This is a genomic window from Sphingomonas sp. TREG-RG-20F-R18-01 (genome assembly GCF_022662475.1).
Lineage (GTDB): Bacteria > Pseudomonadota > Alphaproteobacteria > Sphingomonadales > Sphingomonadaceae > Sphingomonas.
In genome coordinates, this window is the sequence record NZ_JAKNQQ010000001.1 from 1 (window position 1) to 19,024 (window position 19,024).

The 19,024-nt window shown below is 65.8% G+C and carries 15 protein-coding genes and 1 pseudogene; 8 read left to right on the plus strand and 8 right to left on the minus strand.

The features are described from left to right. Positions 1-416: pseudogene (locus L8K25_RS00005) on the plus strand (glycosyltransferase family 2 protein); the annotation flags it as partial. Between the two features lie 167 nt (positions 417-583). Here L8K25_RS00005 and L8K25_RS00010 read toward each other — a convergent pair. Then, on the minus strand, positions 584-1,489 hold the full coding sequence (locus L8K25_RS00010; protein WP_242136875.1) for a LysR family transcriptional regulator: 906 nt from the start codon (positions 1,487-1,489) through the stop codon (positions 584-586). Positions 1,490-1,578: 89 nt separating this feature from the next. Here L8K25_RS00010 and L8K25_RS00015 point away from each other — a divergent pair, with 89 nt between their 5' ends. Continuing rightward, positions 1,579-2,448 (plus strand): aldo/keto reductase family oxidoreductase, encoded by an 870-nt coding sequence (locus L8K25_RS00015; protein WP_242136876.1) that lies wholly within the window; start codon positions 1,579-1,581, stop codon positions 2,446-2,448. A gap of 438 nt (positions 2,449-2,886) precedes the next feature. On the opposite strand, the gene L8K25_RS00020 is transcribed toward L8K25_RS00015, so the two are convergent. Next, complete coding sequence (locus tag L8K25_RS00020) at positions 2,887-4,095, minus strand: hypothetical protein (RefSeq protein ID WP_242136877.1); 1,209 nt, start codon at positions 4,093-4,095, stop codon at positions 2,887-2,889. Positions 4,096-4,399: 304 nt separating this feature from the next. Between L8K25_RS00020 and L8K25_RS22785 the strand changes: the two genes are divergently transcribed. Beyond that, positions 4,400-4,558 (plus strand): DUF3253 domain-containing protein, encoded by a 159-nt coding sequence (locus tag L8K25_RS22785; RefSeq protein WP_347341133.1) that lies wholly within the window; start codon positions 4,400-4,402, stop codon positions 4,556-4,558. 311 nt (positions 4,559-4,869) lie between these two features. On the opposite strand, the gene L8K25_RS00030 is transcribed toward L8K25_RS22785, so the two are convergent. Both L8K25_RS00030 and L8K25_RS00035 read right to left on the minus strand, forming a co-directional pair. Beyond that, positions 4,870-6,936 (minus strand): PAS domain-containing protein, encoded by a 2,067-nt coding sequence (locus L8K25_RS00030; protein ID WP_242136878.1) that lies wholly within the window; start codon positions 6,934-6,936, stop codon positions 4,870-4,872. 130 nt (positions 6,937-7,066) lie between these two features. Further along, on the minus strand, positions 7,067-8,578 hold the full coding sequence (locus L8K25_RS00035; protein ID WP_242136879.1) for a PAS domain-containing protein: 1,512 nt from the start codon (positions 8,576-8,578) through the stop codon (positions 7,067-7,069). Positions 8,579-8,899: 321 nt separating this feature from the next. Between L8K25_RS00035 and L8K25_RS00040 the strand changes: the two genes are divergently transcribed. Further along, positions 8,900-10,021, plus strand: coding sequence for a PHB depolymerase family esterase (locus tag L8K25_RS00040; RefSeq protein ID WP_242136880.1), 1,122 nt, complete (start codon positions 8,900-8,902; stop codon positions 10,019-10,021). A gap of 188 nt (positions 10,022-10,209) precedes the next feature. Beyond that, a complete protein-coding gene (locus tag L8K25_RS00045; RefSeq protein ID WP_242136881.1) occupies positions 10,210-10,977 on the plus strand; it encodes a 3'-5' exonuclease in 768 nt (255 codons plus the stop codon). A gap of 337 nt (positions 10,978-11,314) precedes the next feature. Here the strand turns inward: L8K25_RS00045 and L8K25_RS00050 are convergent, their stop codons facing one another. Continuing rightward, positions 11,315-11,707 (minus strand): helix-turn-helix domain-containing protein, encoded by a 393-nt coding sequence (locus L8K25_RS00050; RefSeq protein WP_242136882.1) that lies wholly within the window; start codon positions 11,705-11,707, stop codon positions 11,315-11,317. Positions 11,708-11,809: 102 nt separating this feature from the next. Between L8K25_RS00050 and L8K25_RS00055 the strand changes: the two genes are divergently transcribed. Further along, a complete protein-coding gene (locus L8K25_RS00055; RefSeq protein WP_242136883.1) occupies positions 11,810-12,529 on the plus strand; it encodes an SDR family oxidoreductase in 720 nt (239 codons plus the stop codon). 483 nt (positions 12,530-13,012) lie between these two features. On the opposite strand, the gene L8K25_RS00060 is transcribed toward L8K25_RS00055, so the two are convergent. Beyond that, the gene (locus tag L8K25_RS00060; protein ID WP_242136884.1) at positions 13,013-14,134 is read right to left on the minus strand and encodes an NAD(P)/FAD-dependent oxidoreductase; all 1,122 of its coding nucleotides are present in this window, start codon (positions 14,132-14,134) and stop codon (positions 13,013-13,015) included. Between the two features lie 495 nt (positions 14,135-14,629). Here L8K25_RS00060 and L8K25_RS00065 point away from each other — a divergent pair, with 495 nt between their 5' ends. Together L8K25_RS00065 and L8K25_RS00070 are read left to right on the plus strand one after the other, a co-directional pair. Further along, complete coding sequence (locus L8K25_RS00065) at positions 14,630-15,511, plus strand: MBL fold metallo-hydrolase (protein ID WP_242136885.1); 882 nt, start codon at positions 14,630-14,632, stop codon at positions 15,509-15,511. Between the two features lie 383 nt (positions 15,512-15,894). Beyond that, on the plus strand, positions 15,895-16,155 hold the full coding sequence (locus L8K25_RS00070; protein WP_242136886.1) for a DksA/TraR family C4-type zinc finger protein: 261 nt from the start codon (positions 15,895-15,897) through the stop codon (positions 16,153-16,155). A gap of 90 nt (positions 16,156-16,245) precedes the next feature. On the opposite strand, the gene L8K25_RS00075 is transcribed toward L8K25_RS00070, so the two are convergent. After that, complete coding sequence (locus tag L8K25_RS00075; RefSeq protein ID WP_242136887.1) at positions 16,246-17,706, minus strand: MDR family MFS transporter; 1,461 nt, start codon at positions 17,704-17,706, stop codon at positions 16,246-16,248. Further along, positions 17,703-18,920, minus strand: a complete 1,218-nt coding sequence (locus tag L8K25_RS00080) for an MFS transporter (RefSeq protein WP_242136888.1) — start codon at positions 18,918-18,920, stop codon at positions 17,703-17,705. The genes L8K25_RS00075 and L8K25_RS00080 overlap by 4 nt, the downstream gene beginning before the upstream one ends. Positions 18,921-19,024 lie beyond the last annotated feature (104 nt).

Here is a 19,024-nt window from a genome sequence, read left to right on the forward strand (position 1 = left end):
TGGGCGCGGCGCAGGCGCTGCTCGATGGCGCCGGGCATGGTGCGTTCGAGATCGTCGTCGGACATTTTGCGCGTGTCGAGGGTCACGAGGCACCCGGCGCCCCGGAATGCGGTTGGGATGGCGACTGTATCCGCCGTGGCCTTGCCAGCGGCGGGGTGGTTGGCCCGAGCTGGTCGATCGTTTCGCGGGCGATCGTCGACCGCATCGGCGGTTTCGATCCCAGCTTCCACAATTGCAACGACTGGGATTTCTATACCCGCGCAGCCGCCGCCGGTGCGCGTTTCGTCAGGATCAACCATTGTGTCGCGCTGTACCGCACCGTCGCCGGCAGTCGTCTGGTCAACGATACCGCGATCAGTGCGCGCAATGCACTGCGCGTGCTCGCCCACCCGTACCTCACCGGCCTCGACATCTGAGGCGGGTCGACAGCGAAACGCGGCGGGGACGCGGGCGCGCGTCGCCTGTATCCGACTTGCCGGATGCGGCTCCGGTCACCGAGCCAATGGCGCACGACGCGGCGCGCCGCCATCCTCGACCGCGCGCTCATGCGAGCATCATCACGGCGTGCGCAACGCGCGGTCCGCTAGATCGCCTTCGCCCTGATGAACGCGATGAACGCACGCAGCGGTGGCGGCACCAGGCGACGGTCCGAATAGTAGAGGAACGGCCCGGAAAACGGCTGCCACCAGTCCTGCAACACCGGCTCCAACACGCCGCTTTCGAGATGCGGGCGCAGCCAATCCTCGAACACCGAGATGATCCCGACGCCTGCGATGGCGGCGTCGACGGCGAGATCGGTCGCCCCGCCGACCTGCACGATCAACGGTCCGCGCGGTTCGACGCGCACGATTTCCCCGGCACGCTCGAACTCCCAGGGGCTGGTCAGGGCACCGCTCGCAAAACGTCCGAGCACGCACGCGTGATCCAGCAGGCTGCGCGGGTGATCCGGGCGGCCATGTCGATCGAGATAGGACGGCGCCGCGGCCGTCGCCATGCGCTGGACGCGCGGCCCGATAGGCACCGCGATCATGTCCTGCTCGAGTCGTTCGTCGTAGCGGATGCCGGCATCGCACCCCGCGGCGAGCACGTCGACGAAGCTGTCTTCCGCAACGATTTCCAGCCGGATGCCGGGATGTGCGGCCAGGAAACCGGGCAGGATCGCGGGCAGCACGAGCCGCGCGGCACTGATCGGGACGTTCAGTCGGAGCGCCCCCGCCGCGCCGTCCCGGAAGTGGCCGACAGCGTCCAGGGCTGCGTCGACTTCGCCGAGTGCCGGGGTCAGCCGCGCGATGAGCGCCGCACCGGCCTCGGTTGGCGTGACGCTGCGCGTCGTGCGGTGGAGCAGGCGTGCGCCGAGCCGTGTCTCCAGGCGGCGCACGGCTTCGCTCAGCGTGGAGGCGCTGGCACCGCTCGTCCGCGCCGCGTCACGAAAGCCGCGCGCTTTCGCGACCGCGAGGAATGCCGTCAGGTCTCCGAGGTCCGCGTCCATCGTCCGGTTTTCCGTACAGCCCGTGCGAACCATGCAGGATTATCGCGCACTTCGGCAACGACTATCTGGAAGGGGAAGAGGAGAACGACATGAACAGGATCGAACAGGCCGGCAGCTTCCGGATCGGTGACCGCACCGTGAAGCGGCTCGGCTATGGTGCCATGCAACTGGCCGGCCCCGGCGTGTTCGGCCCCCCGCGCGACCGCGATACCGCGCTCGCCGTCCTGCGCGAAGCGATCGCGCACGGGGTCGACCATATCGATACGAGCGATTTCTATGGGCCGCACGTCACCAACCAGATCATCCGCGAAGCGCTGCACCCGTATCACGACGAACTGACCATCGTGACGAAAGTCGGCGCGGTTCGCGGCGACGATGGCTCCTGGAACCCGGCGCAGGACGCAGCGGCGCTGACCGCGGCGGTACACGACAACCTGCGCAACCTCGGACTGGACGTGCTGGACGTCGTCAACATGCGGCTGATGGGAGAAGGCGGCGACCATGGCCCGGCGGAAGGTTCGGTCGAGCCGCAGCTGACCGCGCTCGCCGCGCTGCAGGCACAGGGACTGATCCGCCATATCGGGCTGAGCAACGCAACGCCCACGCAGGTCAAGCAGGCGCGCGGCCTCGTCGACATCGTCTGCGTGCAGAACCAGTATAACCTCGCGCATCGCGGTGACGATGCCTTGATCGATACGCTTGCCGCGGACGGCATTGCCTATGTGCCGTTTTTCCCGCTTGGCGGGTTCAATCCGCTTCAGTCACAGATCTTGTCCGACGTGGCGGCCACACTGGACGCGACGCCGATGCAGGTCGCTCTTGCATGGCTGCTGCGGCGGTCTCCCAATGTCCTGCTGATCCCCGGCACCTCGTCGATCGCGCACCTCCGCGAAAACCTCGCCGCGGCGGCGCTGGCGCTTCCCGACCAGGCGGTGGCGGCGCTGAACGGTATCGGCTGACCAGCGCATGGCTCCGGTCGCGTTCGAGTAGGTCGCAGCGAGGGTGGGTACGGGTTCGCAAGCAGGTTGAGTACCGCGTTCACGTCACGTCGGCGTGCGGCCGATCCTATGCGCGGACGGCGGTGTAGGGCTGAACTTGGGCCGCGCCGAACGTCGCCTTGCTTTGCACGATGTGCTGGCGCGGATCGGCAGGCACGGCGCGGCCATCTCGGTAAGGCCCGTGCCTGCACTGACATGAAGCGCGGACCGAACAGCCGATTTCGGCAATCATGGGCGGCGGACCACATTTCGCGGCGGACGGCCTGCCGTTGAGAGCCCCCGCCGCACTGGGACCTGCGCGACCAATACGAGAGGATGTTCTCGCAGCTGATCGGTAAGGGCCGCCCCGAAGGTCGTGCAAAAGGGGACGAGGCGCTTCGGCCATGCGTTCATGCCGGCTCACCGTGCGGGTGTCTTGGCACCCACGTCGATCGCGCGAAGGGCATAGCGCCCCGGTGGCAGCAGCAGCGCGACGTCCTCGCCCGGACGGATCGCGACGCGGTCCATCGGTACCGACAGATCGGGCTCCCCCAACGGGCGCGCCTCGATCACGCGCCAGCCGTGCAGCGGGTGCAGTGCGCGCGGGATGGCGACAAGCTGGTCGCTTGCGGCCCGGCGCCATTCGGGTCGGCCCTGAACGAACCGTGCCCCCGGGTGATCGACTACCAAATCAAAGCTCCCGGCGGGCTGTCCGGCAGGCAACACCGCCAGCCGCGTCGTGGCACCGCCGCCACGACAGGTCGTTTGCGAGATGGTCAGTGGGTCGATCCCGGTCTTCTGCTTCAGCCGCGCCGCCATCCAGCGGGCGCCTCCCGCCTGTGGCACTTCAGCCGCGTGCGAATACCCGACATGGACAAGCAGGTGCGCGCGCGGGTGGCTTGCGACGAACGCCGCCAGCAGGGTCGCCTGCGCCTCCTCGCGTGTCGCGATCTGTTCGGCCGGGGTCGCGCTTGGGCTGGGCTCGCGTACGTCCTCATATGCCAACAATGTGTAACCAAGTGTCTTGGCCGTGCGCCCGAACCGCCCATAACCCGCCTCCGACAGATAATGCCCGTCGTCATCTGCGAAATAGTTGCGTTCCGGGTGGAGGCGGAACGACGGCAGGTACCGCGCCGGTACGTCCGCAGGCGGGTTCGATAGCGTCTCGAGCGCAAGCACGTCGTAGCCAAGCGGTCGCAGTGCGCGCGCGACCCGAGCGGTGAAGCCCCGATGTTCCGAGCGTTCGTGACTTTCGTTGATGATGACGATGCGCGTCTCGCGTGCGCGGCGCGCGATCTCCGCTAGCACGGGAGTTGCCGACGCGAGCGGCGCGCAATGGGTCGGCGTGTAACTTGGGCTCGACGGCGCGATCAGGTCCTCGCGCCCGAACAGGCTTAGCGTCTGGAGATCGCTGTCGGGACCGACCGGATGGTCAGGATCGATCTGCGCGAGATGCTCGACCTTGTTGGCGAGCATGCCCGGAAGCTGCGCCACGGGCGTGACGGCCATCGGCGCGATCAGGACGACGGTCCCATCGACGGATGGGCGCCCGGCGGCCGACCCGGCGGTGAGGGTCAGGAGGGACAGCGCGATCGAGCGCGCGGCGCGGCGATGAGGCAAACGAGGCATACGACCTACGGTATCGCACCCACCTAGCATATTCCACAGTATTACCCGGCAACAAGCATGTGCCCGAACGCCATCTATCAGCTAAGTTTTCGCAAATGGGGTAACGATTGGCTTATCGGTAGGATTGCTTCGGAAACGAACGCTGAGCCGCGATCGCCGCTTCCGCTACGGTGTGGCTCGTTACGTCGAGGGGTTGAACACATGCAAATTCGTCTGTCCAGTCGCGTCGCAAGACCTGATTGCGTAAGGGAACAGATGACGGTCACCGCTTGACCGATCGACGTGCTGGGCCGACGCAGTCCGAATGACGGATCCAAAGGCAGCCATACTGTCCATACTCGCGCATCGCGCACCGGGGGCGACGATTTGTCCGAGCGAGGTGGCCCGCTCGATCGCACAGGACTGGCGAAGCGCGATGCCTGCGGTCCACGCAGCAACGGATGAGCTGGTCAGCGACGGCTGATAGGACTGAGCTGGAAGGGGCAGCTGCTGGAGACGCGATCGGGACCTTACAGGATCCGCGGACTACCGCAGCGCTCCCCGCGCTGAGCGCTCGAGCATAGCGGCACAGAGCGCCGCCTATCACGGGCCGAACGACGGTAGCGATCACCCGATCCCGCACGCTGGCGAGACTGCGCCCGATGAACAAGTTACGATGCCTGCCGCTTGTCGCCGACGCCGCCTCGGGCGTAGTCAGCGCGGGGTATCGCGATCCTCCGCCCGGCGAGACGCTCAGGACGGTATCCGACGACGTTGCCCCATCGACTACCTCCCTCAGGCAAACATCCCCGGCAACAGGGCCGTAAGGCTCGCTGCCAATTCGGCGTGCCGGAACGGCTTGGTCAATCGCGGCAGGTTCGATGCGACCCCTTCGATCTCTGCGTAGCCGGACACCACGAGGACCGGCAGCGAAGGCAGCAACGCACGGGCTTGAAGCGCGAGCTCTACGCCACTCATCCCGGGCATGAGATGGTCGGTAACGAGGATGTCCGGTTGCGTGCCGCCCCGCATCAGACGGAGGGCATCTTTCGCCGACGCAGCCTCGATCACCTCAAAGCCGAAACCGGATAGCATGTGCGCCGTGCTGATCCGAACCAGTTCCTCGTCATCGACGAGAAGCGCGACGCCGCGGCCCAGGCCTGTCGGTGGCGCTGGGATCGCTCCATCCCCGTCGTCCGGCATCGTTGCACTGATGGGAAGCCACAGGTCGATCGACGTCCCGGCACCGGGCTCGCTGTCGATCGTCAGGCCTCCCCCGAGCTGAGCGGTCAAGCCGTGGACCATCGAAAGTCCGAGGCCCGTGCCCTTGCCGATACCCTTGGTCGAGAAGAACGGTTCGATCGCGCGCCGGCATGTCTCGGCGTCCATCCCCAGGCCGGTGTCGCGAACGCTCATGCGAACGTAATGACCGCGTGCAAGGCCACGCCGATCGCCGTCGCGCACGCTTTCTCGAGCGGCCGCGATGGTGAACGAGCCACCCTCTGGCATGGCGTCGCGCGCATTCACGGCAAGGTTGAGGAGCGCCATTTCGAGCTGGTTCGCGTCGGCCTTCACGGGCGGCAGCTCGGCGATGTCCAACGTCATCTCGATCGCAGGGCCTAGCGTCGAAACCATCAGCCCCGACATGCCCTCGATCAGGCAAGACAGGTCCACCGCCGTCGCCTGGAGCGGCTGCCGGCGCGCGAAGGCGAGCAATCGCTGCACGAGCGTCTTTGCGCGCTCGGCCGACTGGAGCGCGCCATCGATGAGACGCCGCTCACGCTCGCTCCCGATCCCCTTGCGCACCAGCATGTCGAGCGAGCCGATGATCGGCGTCAGCAGGTTGTTGAAGTCGTGCGCCACCCCGCCAGTGAGGCTGCCCATCGCTTCAAGCTTCTGACTCTGCCGAAGGGCATCCTGCGCCTCCTGAAGCTGCGCCTGATCGCGCAGCCGCTGGGTTACGTCGGTGACGAATTGGTAGGTGCCGATCGGCTCGCCGGCCTCATCCCGGATCGTGCGAAACTTGATTTCATAATAGGGACGCGCACGATCGGGATCGCCGAAATCTTCGACAAAGGTGACCTCCTCGCCCGACAGCCCGCGCGCCCATCCGGCACGGACCTGCGCCTGCTCCGCAGGGCGATTCGCCAGCAGATCGAGCATATTGTCGCCCACCTTGGGCCGTACGCCATAAATTCGCTCGAACTCGTCGGCGTTTGCCTTGTTGATGGCGGTGATGGCGTAGTCGAGATCAACGGCCATGATCATCATGTCGGTGATCTCGAACAGCGTGGCGAGCACGTTGCGCTCGGCGAGTTGCTTCGCAACCCGAGTTTCGAGAGTCTCATTCAACAGGCGAAGGCGGTTCTCGGCGAGCATCCGCTCGGTCGTGTCGAGCGCCGTCAGGAAAATGCCCTCGATCTCGTTCGTGCCCCCCCGGATCGGCGCGAAGCTGTAGTACCAGCACCGTTCGGTCAGTCCGTCGTCGCCCTCCATCATCAGGCGTTGGTTCTCGACCACGACGCCCGATCCCGTTTCGTAGACCTGGCGCGCCGCGGCGGTGAGGGACTGCCACATGGTCGGCCAGATTTCGCGCATCGGGCGGCCCAAGGCCCAGGGATGACGATCCCCGACGAAGGGACGATAAGCGTCGTTATAGAATAAGCGGAACTCCGGCCCCCAGTAGATGGCGCTGACCGCCTGTGCGTTGAGGCAGGTCGACAACGCCGAGCGCAGCGCTTGTGACCAGCTTTCCACGTCCCCATGCCCCGAAGCAGGCCAATCGTGTGCCCGCATCAAGGCGCCCATCTCGCCGCCGCCTGCGAGGAAGGAAGCAATCGGCGAAGCGATCATGTCCGTCATCAACGATTCCCGGCCATGTCTTCAAACACGAACCTGCAACGAAGCCGTTCCTAAGCCGTGACGGCGATCCGCCGTGCTTGAAAACTGCCGGCAAGGATCAACCCTACGACGGATCGCGCTCGCCTGTTCTTCACCTCCAGCCGCGCCGTTCGAGCGTATTCCGGGCTTCGTTGTCGTTTTCGGCGCCGTCTACCAGCGGAGCGATCGCCTTGAAGACGACGCCTTCCGGCAGATAGGAGACCTCGGCTGAGCCGGCGATTTCGTGCGCCAGTACACGCTGGATGAGCTGGGTTCCAAAACTCGTTCGTGACGGAGGTGCGACCAGCGGGCCTCCTGTTTCCCGCCATGTCAGATGCAGACTGTGCGGGTTTGGGTCGTCGTCCACTTCCCATATCAAATCGACCACCCCGTCTGCGGTGGACAACGCGCCGTATTTCGTGGCGTTGGTCGCAAGCTCATGCAGCGCCAGCGCAAAGGCGACGACCAAACGCGGCGGGAGATGCAGATCCAGTCCGACGATCCTGAAGCGGCGATCGTCCTCGATACCAAACGGTGCCAGCGTGCGGTCGAGCAGAGAGCGCAACGAGGCGCTTTCGAACCGTTCGCTGATGAGCAATTCGTGCGCAGCAGACATGGCCTGGATACGCGCTTCCAGCGTTTTTCCAGCGTCCTCGACGGAGGTCGCTCGCCGCATCGTCTGCGCGACGATCGCCTGCAAGGACGCCAGGGTGTTTTTGACCCGGTGGCTTAGCTCATTGGCCAGAAGGGTCCGATGTTCGTCGGCCCGGCGACGATTGGAGACGTCCTGCGTCGTTCCGACGAGCGCAAGCGGCGTGCCGTCAGCGCAATAGCTGGCCTGCCCCCTGACCTGGACCCAGCGCAGTTCCCCGGTCGGCGTGTACAGGCGATATTCCACGTCGAGCAACGAACGCTCCCTGATGGCGCGTTCGATCGCATCTGCCTGGATCTGCCGATCGTCCGGGTGAACCGAGTTTCGCAAATCCTCGAAGGTCAGCGGATCGGATGGCGCACGGCCGCATATCTTCTTGCACTCGTCGGATGCCGTAAGACGGTAAGTATCCAAATCGATGCTCCACGAGCCCAGCCGGCCGGCTTCCAACGCGAACCGCAACCGCGCCTCGCTTGCCTGAAGCTCTTCGACCCTTTGTGCCACCTCGGCTTCGAGCGCATCGCGATCGCGCTGGAGGTTGACCAGCCGTTCGCGTTCCAGCGTCACGTCATATTGCGACGCGAAATAGTAAAGCAGATGACCGTCATCTGCGAACACCGGCGAGACGAGCAGCCGGTTCCAAAAGTGGGTGCCGTCCTTCTTGTAGTTCAGCAGGTCGATCTCGATCGGAACCCGGGCGCTGATCGCGTCACTGACGCGCTTGACGTCCTCCATATCGGTTTCCGGGCCTTGCAGGAAACGACAGTTGCGCCCGATGATCTCGCTGCGCGCGTAGCCGGTCAATTTCGTAAAGGCATCATTGACGAACACGATGACGTTATCCGGCAGGCGTGGATCGGTGATGAGCATCGGCATCCGCGTCGCCCGGACTGCGGAAGCGAAGGGGTCGGGACTGTCCTTGCCGCGCGTCAGCTCGCGGACGATCCGCGCTTCTTCCCGAATATCTCGCACGCATCACTCCGATTACAATCCAACGGTCTTATGTCGTTGAACACGGCTACCTTTCCTACGTTTTAGCCGCAGCGGGCGCGGTTGGCCAGTGACGTTGGAACGAGGCAGGACCAGCCCCTCGCCGCCGGTTGATGACTGACGGATAACGGCCGCTCATTCATCGTCGGTGCGGATCGCCAGTAGCCTCGCACTGCGATCGATTACGACCTGTCACGCTGCTGGAGGCAGAGCCGACCCTTGCGATCAGCCAAAGCGGCGCCATATGCTGCACTGCAGCAATGGAGCATTTTCTCGCTGAGATGCTGCTGCAGGAGGCGAGATATGCGCAATCCATTCTTCGACGCGATTGCAATAGGTGCTGGCGGAACGGGGGCAGCGGACCGGCTCGTCGACCTGCCCGTATCCGGTACAAATCCCGGCGCTCTGCGTGCCCGCGCGTACGTGCCAGCGCGCCTGGCGGAACACCCTGCGCTCGTGGTGGTATTGCACGGTTGCACGCAGACGGCAGCAGGCTACGATCACGGCTCGGGTTGGTCACGGCTTGCCGACCGGCATGGCTTCGTGCTCCTCTACCCGGAGCAGGACCGCACCAACAACGCCAACCTGTGCTTCAACTGGTTCGAGCCGGGCGACATCGCACGCGGCGAAGGCGAGGCGCTGTCGATCCACCAGATGATCGAAGCGGTCGTGGTCGCTCACTCTATCGAGCGCGACCGCATCTTCGTCACCGGCTTGTCGGCAGGCGGCGCAATGGCATCGGTCATGCTCGCGACCTATCCAGAAACGTTCGCAGCCGGCGCGATCATCGCCGGCTTACCGTACGGTTGCGCGACGAATGTGCAGCACGCCTTCGGCGCGATGCGCTCTGGCGGGCGGACCCGCCCCGACGCGCTGGCCGAGCTCATCCGGCGCGCCTCCGATCACGACGGGCCCTGGCCCAGCGTTTCGGTTTGGCACGGGAGCGGTGACGCAACGGTCAACCCGGACAATGCCGACGCGATCGTCGCGCAATGGTTGCCGCTTCACGGCATCGCCGGGGCGCCGCACGTGACCGACGTCGTCAATGGGTATCCGCATCGCGCATGGCGCAACGCCGACGGCCGGATCGTGGTGGAAGCGTATAGCATCACCGGCATGGGCCACGGCATCCCGCTCGATACCAACGACGCGGGCTCGGTCGAGGTCGCAGGTCCGTACATGCTCGACACCGCAATTTCGTCGTCGCAACGGATCGCCGAGTTCTGGGGCCTATGCTCGAACACGATCGCACAGTCGGATGCGGTTGGACGCGCGCAGCACATGGATCCAGCCATTTCCGGAACGGATCTCACGCATCGCGTCGCGCAGGCACGGAGGCTCTACCCCGATCCCAAGCCCGCGCCCGTCGTCGAGATGCGCCGTATCATCGACGATGCGTTGCGACGCGCGGGGCTTCTCAAGTAGCGCGTACTTCTGGTCCTGTCCGCACGGCGCCTCGAGGGACGCCCGGGGAATGAACCCGGGGGGACGGCGCGGCTGTTCGCCTAGCTGGCTACCCAAGGCGGGCTACCGGACGGAACCGATCTCGCAAGTCGGACCTGCCAACCGAAGAACATTGTAGGAACCTGCATTCGGCGTTATCTTCCAGAGACATGACGATTTCTGCGAATTCCGCCCGTAGGCGCATCCGGGTCATCGATCTGGAGACGGCTGGCTCCGCCTCGCACAGTGTGTGCGAGATCGGCTGGCAGGACGTCATCCAGGAAACCACTGGCCGCTGGGAGCTCGACGAGGAGCGTGGTGCCCGGTTCGTCAATCCCGGCGGGCCGATCTCGACGCAGACGATGGCGATCCACCATATCGTGGACGAAGACGTTGCAGGAGCGCCATTCTGGAAAGACGTGGCGCCGCAAGTCCTGCGGCCGACCGGCGGAACGGTCGCATTGGCGGCGCATCGGGCGACGTTCGAGCAGCGTTTCTGCTCGCCCCGGCTGTCAGGCGGTGCCCGCTGGATTTGCACCTGGAAGTGCGCACTGCGGACATGGCCCGCCCTCCCCAGTTTCTCCAATCAGGGTCTACGCTACGAACGCATGCCGACTGGCCTGGATCGTGCGGTGGGCCTCCCCGCGCACCGGGCAATGCCGGATGCCTATGTTACCGCGCACCACCTGCGCGATATGCTCAACGCTTCCTCGCTGGAGCAGCTTCTCGCGTGGAGTGAGCAGCCTGGCCTTTTGCCGCGCGTACCCGCCGGCCCCGACCGGAAGCGGCCATGGGGCGAGCTGGGCGACGACGCGCTTGCGGGCTATGCGAGGGATCGTGACATGGACATCCGCTTCAGCGCAGAGACCGAACAGCGTCGTCGCGGCAACCAAGCCGCTGTCCCGGAAAGCACCATGATCCAACCCTCACTCCTCTGAGCGGCACGATCTTGTTCCGTGTCATGATTGTCCACCGGTCGTTGCGGACCGCTCTCTCCGGCCAGCGCTGATCGGTGACGCCATGCGGCCGCCGTTCCCGTCGATTGCTGCTTGGCATTCTCGGCGGCGTTAAATGCCTCGGGCCAGCAAGGGAATGCGTGGCGCTGCTTTGCGTGAAAACCAGACGCAGATCGACGGCATGGTCGCGCTTGGCAGCGAGCGTTCCGGCGCCTTTTGGATGGAAGGGCGCGTGAGTGCCGTAGCGTGGCGTTGCCATCTTTTGCAAAGGGGTCGTGATTCGGGACCGTGCGAGAGGGGGGTTGCGTGGCGCTGATTGTTAGATTTCCGCCTGCAACCGGTCGCCCTGTTTCAATGCGTCATAGACACATTGCGCGCTTTCCAGCGCGGCGCCGTTGGCGAGCGCCCAGGTGTAAAGGGCGGCAAAGGGTTCGCGTAGCGAGCAGCCGAGATCGGTAATCGTGTATTCGACGCCGATCGGCTGCGTCGGCAGGACCTTGCGACTGATCAGGCCGTTGCGCTCCAGACGTTTCAACGCCTCGGACAAGGCCTTGTGGGTGATGCCATCGAGACGGCGCTTAAGGTCGTTAAACCGCGCCGGGCGCGTGCAGAGGACGCTCAGGATCAGCACCGTCCACTTGTTGGCGATATGATCGAGGATGGGCCGCGTCGCGGTGACATCAAGCGGCAGTTCGAGCACGTCTGTAGCCATAGGTATACGCCTCAATATCTACGCACCATCAGGTGCCTTCTTGTGATTAGATATACACTTTATATCTTTCTGTCATCATTCGTGATGGAAGGACGTACGAGCATGCTTTCAGGAAAAATCGCGGTCGTTATCGGTGGCCATGGCGGCATCGGGGGCGCCGTCGCGGACCGGTTCGCGGCGGAAGGCGCCACGGTCTATGCCACCAGTCGCCACGCGCAAGAAGGAGAAGTCGATCGCGGGGCCGGCAAGCTGCGCGCCCGCCGCGTCGATGCCGCCGATCTGGCCGCGCTCGGCGCCTTCTTCGAGACGGTACGGCACGAGGTCGGCCGGGTGGACGTGCTGGTCGTCAACGCCGGCATGGCGGAGTTCGCCACGCTCGACGCGATCAGCGAGGATCATTTCGACCGGATCTTCGATCTGAACGTACGCGCGTTGCTGTTCGCCGCCAGGGGTGCGACGGCGATCATGCCGGACGGTGGATCGATCGTGTTGGTGGGCTCGATCGCCGCCGCGATCGGCACCAAAGGCTATGGCGTCTATGGGGCGACCAAGGCCGCCGTGCGTTCGTTCGCGCGGACCTGGGCCAACGAGCTTGCGTCGCGCAACATCCGAGTCAACGTCGTCGCGCCGGGACCGACGGACACTGCGATGATGGCAGCGGCGTCCGAGGAGGTCCGTGCGACGCTTTCGCAGCTGATCCCGCTCGGCCGTATGGCGCGTGCCGAGGAAGTGGCCTCGGCCGCGCTGTTCCTCGCCAGCGACCAGAGCAGCTTCATCACCGGTGCTGAGCTTCCGGTCGATGGCGGCATGGCGCAGGTCTGATCCCGGCCCGAAGAAAGACCGATCAAGGCTCGGCGGCTATCGCAGCCGCCGAGCCATTGGCGGTCCCGGCGTCGATGCCAGCATCCGGCGCACCGCCGCCAGCTCCGTCGTCGGGCGGGAACCGTTGCGTTCCAATCCTTACCCGCGATGTCGCGAAGAGCTTGCTCGAAGGCTTCGGGTGGCGGCGGAACCCTGTCGGACCGCCGTCAATTACCTCATCGATCACGCCCAAGGCGTCTGATGCTCGGGAATGGCCCATAGATCTATGGAATGCGCGTGGTTTCAGTAACGCCTCGCCAGTCGCGTAGGTATAGCCACGAAACATCGTGCATGACCGCGCCTGGCGATGACACCCATTTGCGGCTCGCAATAGCGACGCGGCAGCGCTCGAAACCACGTGCCCCTTCCCGCAAGCGGATGCGCGCTCCTGCTGTCTTGAGCGCGCTCGACGTCCGCGCGCGATGCACCAGCATTCCATTTCGTCTAGCATTCGAATAGCTCCACGACGCTGGCTGGCGCACCCGTTCCGAAGAAGCGCTCCAGATTCCTGGCGCTCTGCTCGGCAGCGCCTTTGCTCCGGCGAAACAACGCGCGCTCGTACGTCGCGAACGCGCGCTCGGTGTCGTCCGGATGCGCGACGATCGCCCGGGCAAGTTCCGCACCATCCAGCATCGCCAGATTGGCGCCTTCCCCCGCAAACGGGGACATCAGGTGCGCCGCGTCTCCCAGCAGGGTAACGTGCGGCCTGCGCGGCCAAGAATGATCTACCGGCAATGCGTAGATTGGCCGGAGCACCGGCGCGCTCTCGCTTCCGGTAGCGAGGGTCCGCAGAGACGGAGCCCAGTCGTCGAACAGCTGCGCCACCTCGGCAAGGCCCGATGCGGGATCGGCAAGGTCCAGTCCGGCAACCCAACGCTCACTTCGATTGATCGCGACATAGACAAGAATGCTGCCATCGGCGTTACGGTGCGCAAGAATGCCCTGCCCCGGTGCCACCGCCATGAGCGTGCCGCTTCCGATCATCGCCCCCGCAGGCACGGCGCGGGGATCGTCCGCGGACAGATGGGTCTCGATGAAGCAGGTGCCGGTGTAGCCTGGTCTCACGTCCGACAGCAGCGGACGCACCTTCGACCAGGCACCATCTGCGCCCACGAGCAATCCGGCCGTTACATGCGTGCCGTCCGCGAAGGCGATATCGTGCCGGCCCTTTCCCATCGCGTGAACGGTGCTCATCTTGCGGCCCCACCGTATCGTATTTTCGGGGAGCGCGCCGATCAACAGTTGGCGCAGCGCCCCGCGATCGATCTCCGGCCTGTCAGAGGCAGAGGTGCCTGGCCGATCCAGCAACACCGCGCCCGTCTTGTCGACGATGCGCTTTGCGTCCTCACCCGGCCTGACGAGACCGAGGAAAGCGTCGAGAAGCCCCGCATCGGCGAGCGCGCGTTGCCCGCTGTGCCCGTGGATGTCCAACAACCCACCCTGCCCGCGCGCTTTCGGTGATGCTTCCGCATCATAGATGGTCGCCGGGATCCCGTAGCGGTGCAAGATACAGGCTAAGGTCAGGCCGCCAAGACCGGCGCCGATGATGGTGATGGGTTCGCGCATGGCCTGAGCTCCGGCTCCAGCGGCCGGCGGTCATGCCGGCCACGGTGGTGGTGTGGAGCCGCTGGCAGGGCCGATGCCCCGCGTGTGCGCGACGACGCGCCACGAAGGCATGCCGTCGTTTTGCGCGACGCGATGCGCATACCGCACGCACTTGGGCTCCGCAACAAACTGCTGGCGAGCAGCTGGCAAAACCGACCTGCGGGCATGCGCGCCCCGTCACCGCTTCCCGGCTTCAGAACCTCGTTCCCCCTCCGGCCCGAACGCTTTTGGCGTCTCATGTCCTGTCATGGACAGCGTGGTTTGAGGGGAATACGGCCATCCGTCATTGGCCGGCGGATGTCGTCATCCGATAGGACACGACGCCGTTTCTTGTAAGGATGGCGCGGTTTAGCAGGAACCCGCGCCAAGCTCGCCGAGCGATCGCGAAGGTGCTGGACACCGGTTTGGGGAGCGCCCAAATTCCGGCAGTATCTGACAACCATCATGGAACCGTAGATGACCCTTCGTTCGATCGCCGCGCTCGGTTTTGCCGTATTCCTGGGGTCGCCGGTGCTGGCGAAGCCGGTGCCGATTGCACCTGCGGCGGTGCCGTTCGGCATCGGCGCGGTGCGTGTCGTCGCCTTGCGGGACATGATCAACCGCGTTCCGAACGACGGCAGCGTGTTCGGCAAGACGGAAGGCCCGGCCGCTGTCGCGGACATATTGCGCAAAGCAGGGGCGCCGACCGACGCGGTATCGCTCGGCGTCGATGCGCTGCTGGTCCGCATGCCGGGCCGTATGGTCCTCATTGACGCTGGCCTGGGCCCCAAGGTTGGTGGCGTCCTGATGCAGAGCCTAGCGCTCGCCAAGGTATCGCCGACCGATATCACCGATATCCTGATCACGCATTCGCATGGTGATCACGTCGGCGGGCTTTCCGATGCGGACGGCAAATTGGCGTTCCCTAACGCGACGATCCGTATGACCCGCGCCGAATGGGCGTTTCTGCAAAGCAAGCCGGATAATGCGGCGCTCGTTGCGACGATCGCGCCGAAGGTCATGCCGTTTGATCCGGGCGCGGTGGTGATGCCAGGGATCCGAGCGGTAGAGCTGGCAGGGCATACGCCCGGCCATAGCGGCTACGAAATCACGTCAAACGGCCAGAAGCTGCTCGACATGGGCGACACGGCCCATAGCGCTATCGTGTCTCTTGCCCGTCCCGAATGGATCATCGGCTACGACACCGATGGCGTGCAGGGCCGTCAGCGGCGGATGACCGAACTCGCCAAGTTGGCGGCGAGCGGCGAATACGTGTTCAGCCCGCATTTTCCGTTCCCCGGGCTCGGCCGGATCGTCAAGGCCGGCACCGCTTATCGCTGGCAACCGTTGAAGCGCTGATGCCGGCGAGATGCAGCCGTCGCAGCACGCCAATGTCGCGTCAGTATTGCCTGACCCGTACGGGCCATTCCCGCACGGTTGGATCGGCCGGGGCTCACATCCCGAAAGCACGTCGTTCCTCGGCGTCCAGATGCCTATCGATCGGCACGCGCGTGTCACCGAGCGCCATGGCATCGGCGGTAGGTTGACGGATTGGGTCCGTAGCGTCGTTGATGGCATCCAGGATCAGCGGCGGCGGCGCCTCAGGGCGGATGGCCGTCCATGGCTCGGGCGACGACGGCAGAGACTGGCGGAGGCGATGGGCGGTCGGACGCGTCGGTGTACGCGACGGCATTGGCACCCGGGCTCCTCGGTCCCCATATGCCTCGGGCAAGGAGAGTGCGATGGCCGGTGGTTGGACGCGCGATGGCGCGGTGCAGGATCAGATTGACGACTCAGTGGCGGACGCAGTGTTGGCCGCACGCGCGAGCATGCCAAGCGGAACGAGTGAACCATTCTGTGCAATCTGCGGCGACGATATCCCCGAAGGCCGGCGTCGAGCATTGCCTGGCGTGCGGACCTGCGTAACCTGTCAAAGCGGCCGCGACCAGCCTCTGGCCGCGACGTTCAACCGGCGGGGTAGCAAGGACAGTCAGCTGCGGTGACCGTCTCCACCAAGTCTCGCACCTCGACCCACAAGGACCACGCGCAGACGTTCTCGGCGCTCCTCCCGCTGCTCTCGCGCTGACGGCGGTTCAGGGTCGACCGCCATGCGCCATGGTCGCACGCGGTACGAAGACCGAAAGCGCCAGCGTCACGACCGCGATCAGCAGGACACCCCAGAACGTCAGGTGCAGCCCGTCCGCCAGCCCTGCCCGGCTCGCCACCGCGCCTGCCGCCGCGCCGTGGCCGACGAGCAGCTGCTGGATCTGTTGCAGCGACCCGGCGTGCCCGCGCGCGAGGCTGGCGTTGAGCACGGTGCCGAGCACCGCCGCCCCGAGCGTGCTGCCCAGATTGCGGGCGAACAGGTTGGAGGCCGTTGCTGCGCCACGCTCTGCCCAGCCCACGCTACCCTGGATCAGCACGATCGCGGCGGTGCTCAGGAATCCCATCCCGAACCCCATCACCAGCGACCCGAACCCTGCCACCAGCGGCGAGCTCAGCGGCGACAGCAGCACGAACGGTATCGCGCCCGCAGGCAGTAACGCCGCGCCGAAGATCAGGATCGGCCGCAGGCCGAAGCGCCCGAAGTTGCGCGCACCGAGCGTCGCCGCGATCGGCCAGCCAAGCACCATTGCGGTGAGCATGAAACCCGCCTCGAGCGGCGAACGGCCCATCACCGCCTGGACGTACATCGGCAGGAAGGTCGTGAGCCCGATGACCGCCATGCCACTGAACAACGTCACCGCGTTGGTCGCGGCGATCGTCCGGCGTGCCCAGAGCGTAAACGCGATCATCGGGTCGCGCGCGCGGCGCTCCTGCACGACGAACAATGCTCCGGCGACGATGCAGACCAGCGCGGCGATCGCGGCGGTGCGGCCGCCATCCGTCCCGGCTTCGGTGAGCGCCACCATCAGCGCGGCGATCGCGACGGTGAACAAGCCCGCCCCGACACCATCGACGCTGCGCTCGTGCGTCGAGACGGTCTCGCGCAGGAACAGGTAGAAACCGACCGCCGCCGCCAGCCCGATCGGCACGTTGATCCAGAAGATCCAAGCCCAGCTGAGATGCTGGATGATGAGACCACCGGCCAGCGGCCCGATCACCGACGAGACGCCCCACACGCTCGCAAGCCAGCCCTGGACCCTGCCGCGCTCATGCGTCGCATAGAGGTCGCCGATGACCGTGATCGACACCGGCTGGATCGCACCGGCACCCAGGCCCTGGACGAGACGAAAGACGATCAGCGACGGCATCGACCAGGCGAAACCGCACAGCACCGAGCCCAGCAGGAAGATGCCGATGCCGACCAGCAGCACCGACCGCCGGCCATAGAGGTCGGCAAGTTTTCCGAACACCACCGTCGTCGCGGTCTGGGCGAGCAGGAACGACGAGAACACCCAGGCATAATATTGCAGGTCGCCGAGCTGCCCGGCGATTTGCGGCATCGCGGTGGACACGATCGTCGCTTCGATTGCGATCATGAACGACGCCGCCATCACGGCGGCGAGAACGAAGCCGCGGCGCACCGCGGGTGGCGCGAGCTCCTCGTTCATGCCACCGCCTCGCTCGCGCCGCCGACGGGGCGCTGGCGGCGAGCCCCGACCGTCCAGAGACAGGCGACCGCCCAGACCGCGAGACCGCCCAGCGCCAGCGCACACCCGACCCATCCGGTCGCGGTCCAGCCATATCCAGCCGCCACCACCATGCCGGCGAGCCACGGACCGAGCGCGTTGGCGGTGTTGAACGCCGAGTGATTGAGCGCCGCAGCCAACCCCTGCGCGTCCTCCGCCACGTCCATCAGCCGGGTCTGCAGCACGGTGCCGAGCGCACCGCCGAGCCCGATCGCGAACACCGCGAGGATGATCGACCACAAATGGTGCGCCGCCACGGTGTAGACCGCGAGCGACGCGGCGCTCCACACCAGCAACGCGCCCGCGGTCGGCATCAGCGCGCGGTCGGCGAAGCGGGGGATGATGAGATTGCCCGCGGTCATCCCGATCCCGAACACCGCGAGCACCAGCGGCACCACCGTCGATCGCACGCCCGTCACCTCGACCAGCGTGGAGGCGAGATAGGTGTAGACCGCGAACAGCCCGCCAAAGCCGATCGCGCCGATCCCGAGCGTCAGCCACACTTGCGGACGTCGCAGCGCGCCCAGTTCGCGCAAGGGGCTGGCGTCGGCGTCGGGCCGGTCGCGCGGGACGATCGCCAGCACCAGCACCACGGTCGCAAGCGCGCACACGGTCACGACGCTGAACCCCCAGCGCCACCCGGCCGCCTGCCCGAGCCAGTTGGCGAAGGGCACGCCGATGATGGTGGCGGTCGTCAGCCCGAGCATCACGCGCCCCACGGCTTGCGTACGCTGCTCCGGTGGGACGAGCGACGCGGCGACCAGCGATGCGATGCCGAAATAGGCCCCATGCGGCAGTCCGCTGAGGAAGCGGAACACGAGCATCGCATGATAGGATGGCGCCAGCGCGCTCAGCCCGTTGGCGACGGCAAAGAGCGACATCAGCACGATCAGCAACGTTCGGCGGCTCAGGCGGGCGCCGAACACGGTCAGGAGCGGCGCACCGACCACGACGCCGAGCGCATAGACGCTGATGACGTTCCCGGCGGTCGGTTCGTCGATGTGCAATCCGCGCGACATGTACGGCAGCAGGCTCATGGTCGCGAACTCGGTCACGCCGATCGCAAAGCCGCCGAGCGCCAGCGCGAAGTGGATCAGCCCGACCGAGGCAGGGCGGTCGGGCGTAGGGTTAGGCATAGGGCAATTCCGAATTGTGCGGTGCAGCAACGCACGAACGCGTACTTGGCTGCCCATGATGGTCCCAAGACGGATCCGCTCAACCCGCAATCGAGCATTCCCGA

Excerpts from the sequence above, each read along its gene's own strand:
- L8K25_RS00045 (WP_242136881.1), top strand. The coding sequence starts at position 10,210 with ATGACGATTTCTGCGAATTCCGCCCGTAGGCGCATCCGGGTCATCGAT.
- L8K25_RS00080 (WP_242136888.1), bottom strand. The coding sequence starts at position 18,920 with ATGCCTAACCCTACGCCCGACCGCCCTGCCTCGGTCGGGCTGATCCAC.
- L8K25_RS00020 (WP_242136877.1), bottom strand. The coding sequence starts at position 4,095 with ATGCCTCGTTTGCCTCATCGCCGCGCCGCGCGCTCGATCGCGCTGTCC.
- L8K25_RS22785 (WP_347341133.1), top strand. The coding sequence starts at position 4,400 with ATGACGGATCCAAAGGCAGCCATACTGTCCATACTCGCGCATCGCGCA.
- L8K25_RS00030 (WP_242136878.1), bottom strand. The coding sequence starts at position 6,936 with ATGACGGACATGATCGCTTCGCCGATTGCTTCCTTCCTCGCAGGCGGC.
- L8K25_RS00065 (WP_242136885.1), top strand. The coding sequence starts at position 14,630 with ATGACCCTTCGTTCGATCGCCGCGCTCGGTTTTGCCGTATTCCTGGGG.
- L8K25_RS00050 (WP_242136882.1), bottom strand. The coding sequence starts at position 11,707 with ATGGCTACAGACGTGCTCGAACTGCCGCTTGATGTCACCGCGACGCGG.
- L8K25_RS00060 (WP_242136884.1), bottom strand. The coding sequence starts at position 14,134 with ATGCGCGAACCCATCACCATCATCGGCGCCGGTCTTGGCGGCCTGACC.
- L8K25_RS00055 (WP_242136883.1), top strand. The coding sequence starts at position 11,810 with ATGCTTTCAGGAAAAATCGCGGTCGTTATCGGTGGCCATGGCGGCATC.
- L8K25_RS00040 (WP_242136880.1), top strand. The coding sequence starts at position 8,900 with ATGCGCAATCCATTCTTCGACGCGATTGCAATAGGTGCTGGCGGAACG.
- L8K25_RS00070 (WP_242136886.1), top strand. The coding sequence starts at position 15,895 with ATGGCCGGTGGTTGGACGCGCGATGGCGCGGTGCAGGATCAGATTGAC.
- L8K25_RS00015 (WP_242136876.1), top strand. The coding sequence starts at position 1,579 with ATGAACAGGATCGAACAGGCCGGCAGCTTCCGGATCGGTGACCGCACC.
- L8K25_RS00010 (WP_242136875.1), bottom strand. The coding sequence starts at position 1,489 with ATGGACGCGGACCTCGGAGACCTGACGGCATTCCTCGCGGTCGCGAAA.
- L8K25_RS00075 (WP_242136887.1), bottom strand. The coding sequence starts at position 17,706 with ATGAACGAGGAGCTCGCGCCACCCGCGGTGCGCCGCGGCTTCGTTCTC.